General features: G+C 72.7%; 5 protein-coding genes. All 5 read left to right on the top strand.

Features of this window, described 5'->3' with window-relative positions:
- Positions 1-437 precede the first annotated feature (437 nt).
- The 5 genes from AC57BS_RS05055 to hemB are packed head-to-tail and all read left to right on the top strand — an operon-like array spanning position 438 to position 6,043.
- Positions 438-1,112 carry a redox-sensing transcriptional repressor Rex gene (locus AC57BS_RS05055; RefSeq protein WP_496410367.1) on the top strand — a complete coding sequence of 225 codons (675 nt, stop codon included), beginning with the start codon at positions 438-440 and terminating at the stop codon, positions 1,110-1,112.
- Positions 1,109-2,395, top strand: a complete 1,287-nt coding sequence (locus AC57BS_RS05050; protein ID WP_496410366.1) for a glutamyl-tRNA reductase — start codon at positions 1,109-1,111, stop codon at positions 2,393-2,395. The genes AC57BS_RS05055 and AC57BS_RS05050 overlap by 4 nt, the downstream gene beginning before the upstream one ends.
- On the top strand, positions 2,392-3,339 hold the full coding sequence (hemC, locus tag AC57BS_RS05045; protein WP_496410365.1) for a hydroxymethylbilane synthase: 948 nt from the start codon (positions 2,392-2,394) through the stop codon (positions 3,337-3,339). Before AC57BS_RS05050 ends, hemC begins: the two co-directional genes overlap by 4 nt.
- A gap of 13 nt (positions 3,340-3,352) precedes the next feature.
- The gene (locus tag AC57BS_RS05040) at positions 3,353-5,005 is read left to right on the top strand and encodes a bifunctional uroporphyrinogen-III C-methyltransferase/uroporphyrinogen-III synthase (RefSeq protein WP_496410364.1); all 1,653 of its coding nucleotides are present in this window, start codon (positions 3,353-3,355) and stop codon (positions 5,003-5,005) included.
- A gap of 42 nt (positions 5,006-5,047) precedes the next feature.
- Positions 5,048-6,043 carry a porphobilinogen synthase gene (gene hemB / locus AC57BS_RS05035; RefSeq protein ID WP_496410363.1) on the top strand — a complete coding sequence of 332 codons (996 nt, stop codon included), beginning with the start codon at positions 5,048-5,050 and terminating at the stop codon, positions 6,041-6,043.
- Positions 6,044-6,094 lie beyond the last annotated feature (51 nt).

The raw sequence follows: 6,094 nt of genomic DNA, 5'->3' as shown, positions 1-6,094 counted from the left end.
ACCAACGCCGCAATCGTGGCCTGGTCCAGCCCCGCCAGATACGCCCGCTCAATCACCAACCGCTGATTCGCGGTCAACCTCACTCCCGGCATGCGCCGCAACCTCTCACCTCACGATCGAGCTGCAACAACCGATTGAGTTCGCCGCTGGAACGGTTGCCGGCCAGCGACATCGGAAGTGGTTTCGAGGCTCGCTGCGCTCGCACCTCGATCGGCGAGGGATGGACGTCGCGATACGCCCGCGCTGTCCTCGCGAGGCCGCGCGGCGTACGCCCTCCGATATGCCCTGCGGCACCCTCCGCGCAAGTCGTGGGACCCCCGCGTGGGGTGGGTCTTCTCACATGTGCTAGCGCCCGTCGTTCTCGTTTTGTTCTCCCGTTCACAAACTCCTACAGTGGCGAAGTCACGCGAGATTCGCGGGACTGGAAAGAAGCAGCTGTGACCGCACGGACCCCCGACTCAGCCCGGGACATCCCCGAGGCAACCGTCGCCAGGCTTCCCGTGTACCTGCGTGCCCTGACCACCCTCGCCGACGACGGCACGACGACCTGCTCGAGCGAGGAGCTCGCGGCGTCGGCCGGCGTCAACAGCGCCAAGCTCCGCAAGGACCTGTCCTACCTCGGCAGCTACGGCACCCGCGGTGTCGGCTACGACGTGGAGTACCTCCGCTACCAGATCGCCCGCGAGATCGGCGTGACCCAGGACTGGCCCGTGGTCATCGTCGGCATCGGCAACCTCGGCCACGCGCTGGCCAACTACTCCGGGTTCCGCAGCCGCGGGTTCCGGGTGGTCGCGCTGCTCGACGCCGACCCCGACCGCCACGACGAGGTCGTCGCCGGCCTCGACGTCCGCTCCTTCGAGGACCTCGAGTCGATCGTGGCTGACAACGCCGTGTCCATCGGGGTCATCGCGACGCCGGCGGTCGCCGCGCAGTCCGTCGCCGACCGGATGGTCGCGGCCGGCATCACCAGCATCCTCAACTTCGCGCCGACGGTCCTGTCGGTGCCCGAGGGAGTCGACGTGCGCAAGGTGGACCTGTCCATCGAGCTCCAGATCCTCGCCTACCACGAGCAGCGCAAGTCGGTCGCTCCCGGAACGGAGGTCGTGTCGTGAGCGTCCTGGTCGTGGGCATCTCCCACAAGTCCGCACCGGTCGAGCTGCTCGAGCGCCTCGCGCTCGACGCCGACGGCACCACCAAGCTGATCGCCGACGTGATGGGCGGCGAGCACGTCTCCGAGGCGACCGCGATCGTCACGTGCAACCGGCTCGAGGTCTATGCCGAGGTCGACCGCTTCCACGGCAGCGTCGAGGACCTCTCCGGGCTGCTCGTCGCGCGGGCCCAGCGGTCCACCGAGGCGCTCCTCCCGCACCTCTACGTCCACTACGACGAGGGCGCCGTCTCCCACCTCTTCCAGGTCGCCGCCGGCCTCGACTCGATGGTCGTCGGCGAGGGCCAGATCCTCGGCCAGACCCGCGAGGCGCTGCGCGTCGGCCAGGAGCACGGCACCGTCGGCCCGGCCCTCAACGCCCTCTTCCAGCAGGCGCTGCGCGTGGGCAAGCGCGCCCACGCGGAGACCGACATCGACCGCGCCGCGCCCTCGCTGGTGACCGCCGCCCTCGAGCGCAGCTCGGTGCCTGTCGCGGGTGCCCGCGCCCTCGTCATCGGTGCCGGGGCGATGGCCTCGCTGGCCGTCGCCCACCTCTCGCGCAGCGGCGCCGCGAGCATCTCGGTGCTCAACCGCACCGCGGCCCGCGCCGAGCGGCTCGCCGAGGAGTACGCCGCCACGTCCGTGCCGCTCCACGCCCTCGTCGACGAGCTCGCCACCGCCGACATCGTCATCTCGTGCACGGGTGCGCCCGAGCCGCTCGTACGCCTCGCCGACGTCGTGACCGCCCGCGGCGGCAGCGACCGCCCGCTCACCGTCATCGACCTCGCCCTGCCCCACGACGTGGACCCCTCGCTGGCCGACCTGCCGGGCGTACAGCTGGTCAACCTCGCCGGGCTCGCCGCTGAGCTGCGCGGCCTCGAGGCCACCGCCGGCGTCGACGACGTCCGCACCATCGTCGGGCAGGAGATCTCCGCGTTCCTCGCCGTACGCCGCCAGGCGAGCGTGACGCCCACGGTCGTGGCGCTGCGGTCGATGGCCACCTCGGTGGTCGACGCCGAGATGGAGCGGCTCGCCACGCGGCTCCCCGGGCTCGACGAGGCCACCCGCGCCGAGGTGCTCCACACCGTGCGTCGCGTCGCCGACAAGCTGCTCCACGAGCCCACTGTGCGGGTCAAGGAGCTCGCCGACGCCGAGCCCGCGGTCTCCTACACCGCGGCCCTGGCCGAGCTGTTCCGCCTCGACCCCGACGCCGTCGACGCCATCTCACGTGCGGAGGGACAGCCATGACCACCACCCGCCCGCTCCGCCTCGGCACCCGCGCCTCGGCCCTCGCGACGACGCAGTCCGGCCACGTCGCCGACCTCGTCCGCGAGCGCCTCGGTCTCGAGGTCGAGCTCGTCGAGGTCTCGACCGAGGGTGACGTCAACCGCGCGCCGCTCGCCTCGATGGGCGGCACCGGCGTCTTCGTCAGCGCCCTGCGCGACGCCCTCCTCGACGGCCGGGTCGACCTCGCGGTGCACTCGCTGAAGGACCTGCCGACCACGCCCGCCGACGGCATCACGCTCGCCGCGATCCCGCTGCGCGAGGACCCGCGCGACGTCGTCGTCGCCCGCGACGGGCTCACCCTCGGCGAGCTGCCGGTCGGCAGCCGCCTCGGCACCGGATCGCCTCGCCGGGTCAGCCAGCTCGCCGCGCTCGGCCTCGGCCTCGAGCTCCAGGGCATCCGCGGCAACGTCGACACCCGCATCCGCAAGGTCCGCGAGGGCGAGGTCGACGCGGTCGTCCTGGCCCGCGCCGGCCTGGCCCGCCTCGGTCGCCTCGACGAGGTCACCGAGGTCCTTGACCCGCTACAGATGCTCCCGGCCCCCGGCCAGGGCGCGCTGGCGATCGAGTGCCGCTCCGACGACGCCGACCTCGTCGCGTCGCTGGCGCGGCTCGACGACCCCGCCACCCGCGCCGCGGTCACTGCCGAGCGCGCGGTCCTGTCCACCCTCGAGGCCGGCTGCTCGGCCCCGCTGGGTGCCCTGGCCGAGGTGGTCGAGGGGGAGGACGGCGAGGAGCTGTGGCTGCGCGCCGTGGCGCTCTCGGAGGACGGCGTCCTCTCGGTGCGGATGAGCGCCACCGGCCCGGTCACCGAGGCCGTACGACTCGGAACACGTCTCGCGGGCGACATGCTCGACGAGGGAGCAGCAGACCTGATGACGGCACCACTTTGCAGGGACCACCAGTGAGGAAGCAGCACGCATGACGCGAGTACAGACCCCCAAGGCCAGCACCGCGACCACCCCGGCCCAGGGTTGGGTGTCGTTCGTCGGCAGCGGACCCGGTGACCCGGGCCTGCTGACCGTGCGCGCCGTGGAGCTCCTCCAGAGCGCCGAGGTGATCGTCACCGAGGCCCCCGGCCACGTCGACCTGGTCCGTACGGTCCTCGGCCTCGTCGAGGGCCCGGACGGCCTCGAGGGCGGCCCGGAGATCGTCGACGGAGGCTTCGGCGAGGACGGCCAGCCCCTGACGCACGCGGCCCGCGCCAAGGTCGTCGTACGCCACGGCAAGAAGCAGCGGGTGGTGCGCCTGATGGTCGGCGACCCGTTCCTCTACGCCTCGGGCCCCGAGGAGGCACAGGCCTGCGTGAAGGCCGGCGTCGGCTTCGAGGTCGTCCCGGGCGTCTCGTCGGTGAGCGCCGTCCCGGCCTACGCCGGCATCCCGCTGACGACGAAGCGCCACCGCGAGATGTGCGTGGTCACGTGCGGCGAGAAGGTCGACTGGAGCGCGTACGCCGACGACCGCACGCTCGTCCTGCTCTCCGGGGTCGGCAGCATCGGCGAGACCGCCGCCGCGCTCGTCGAGGCCGGCCGCTCGCCCGAGACGCCCGTCGCGGTCACCCGCGTCGGCACCACGACCGAGCAGCAGACCCTCACCTCGACCCTCGCCTCCGTCGCGGCCGACGTCCGCGCGGCCCGCGTGGCACCGCCGGCGATCATCGTGATCGGCGACGTCGTCGACCTGCGCGAGACGCTGTCGTGGTTCGAGACCAAGCCGCTCTTCGGCTGGCGCGCGCTGGTGCCGCGCACCAAGGAGCAGGCGGGCTCGCTGTCGCGTCGCCTGCGCGAGTACGGCGCGGTGCCCGAGGAGGTGCCGACCATCTCGGTCGAGCCGCCGCGCAACCCGCTCCAGATGGACAAGGCCGTCCGCGGCCTCGTCGAGGGCCGCTACGAGTGGATCGCCTTCACCTCGGTCAACGCCGTCAAGGCGGTCCGCGAGAAGTTCGAGGAGTACGGCCTCGACGCCCGCGCCTTCTCGGGCCTCAAGATCGCCGCGGTCGGCGACAAGACCGCCCAGGCGATCGCCGCCTGGGGCCTGCGCGCCGACCTGGTGCCGTCGGGCGAGCAGTCGGCCGCCGGCCTGCTCGAGGACTGGCCGCCCTACGACGACGTGCTCGACCCGATCAACCGGGTCTTCCTGCCGCGCGCCGACATCGCCACCGAGAACCTCGTCGCCGGGCTGATCGACCTCGGCTGGGAGTGCGACGACGTCACGGCCTACCGGACCGTACGCGCCACGCCCCCGCCGGCGCCGGTGCGCGACGCGATCAAGACCGGCAAGTTCGACGCGGTCGTCTTCACCTCGTCCTCGACCGTGCGCAACCTCGTCGGCATCGCCGGCAAGCCGCACCCGTCGACGATCATCGCGGTGATCGGCCCGCAGACCGCCAAGACCGCCGAGGAGCACGGCCTGCGCGTCGACGTCCTCGCGCCCACGCCCGACGTGGAGGTGCTGGTGGACGCGCTCGCCGACTTCGGCGCCGCTCGCCGCCTCGCGATGCTGGAGGCCGGCGAGGCCGTCACCCGGCCGAGCGAGCGCACCGCGTCGGGGCGCCGCAAGGCCCGCGCGAAGTAGTCGCCACCGCCGCCGTCACCGCCGCTGGGGAAGGATGCACCCGTGACCGATGAAACCCATGTCCAGGTCCCGACCGTCCGACCCCGGCGGCTGCGGCGCACCCCGGCCCTGCGCCGGATGGTCGCCGAGCACCACGTGGTGCCGAGCTCGCTCGTGCTGCCGGTGTTCATCCGTGAGGGTCTCGACCAGCCCCGGCCGATCTCGTCGATGCCGGGCGTCGTGCAGCACTCGCGCGACTCGCTGAAGCAGGCCGTCTCCGAGGCGGCCGAGCTCGGCCTCGGCGGCGTGATGCTCTTCGGCATCCCCGAGCACAAGGACGCCATCGGGTCCGGGGCGATCGACCCAGGCGGCGTGCTCAACCTCGCGATCACCGACGTGGTCGCCGAGGTGGGCGACCAGCTGACGGTGATGTCGGACCTCTGCCTCGACGAGTTCACCGACCACGGTCACTGCGGGCTCCTCACGCCCGACGGCGAGGTCGACAACGACCAGACCCTGGTGGCGTACGGCCAGATGGCGCTCGCCCAGGCCGCCGCCGGCGTCGACATGGTCGGACCCAGCGGCATGATGGACGGGCAGGTCCGGGTCGTGCGCCAGGCGCTCGACGCCGCCGACCACAGCCGGGTGTCGATCCTGGCCTACTCCGCGAAGTACGCCTCGGCGTTCTTCGGCCCGTTCCGCGAGGCCGTCGACTCCTCGCTCGAGGGCGACCGCCGCACCTACCAGCAGGACCCGGCCAACGCCGTCGAGGGCGTGCGCGAGGTCCTGCTCGACGTGGCGGAGGGGGCCGACATCGTGATGGTCAAGCCGGCCCTGGCCTACCTCGACGTCGTACGCCGGGTGCGCGACGCGGTCGACGTGCCCGTCGCCGCCTACAACATCTCGGGCGAGTACTCGATGATCGAGGCCGCCGCAGCCAACGGCTGGATAGACCGCGAGGCCGCGATCCTGGAGACCCTCACCTCGATCCGCCGCGCCGGAGCCGACGTGATCCTCACCTACTGGGCCTCCGAGGCCGCGCGCCTGCTGCGCCGCTGACCCGGGGGGCCGACCCGAGCGTCAGACGAACCCGCTCCCATGGGTGCGCCT

It is taken from the genome of Nocardioides sp. BGA-UO-ETr-FS32 (genome assembly GCF_059567905.1).
This window is presented reverse-complemented; position numbering and strand designations above follow the sequence as displayed.

What these genes read in the sequence shown, in the direction of transcription:
- hemC (WP_496410365.1), top strand. Translation starts at nt 2,392, where the DNA reads ATGACCACCACCCGCCCGCTCCGCCTCGGCACCCGCGCCTCGGCCCTC.
- AC57BS_RS05040 (WP_496410364.1), top strand. Translation starts at nt 3,353, where the DNA reads ATGACGCGAGTACAGACCCCCAAGGCCAGCACCGCGACCACCCCGGCC.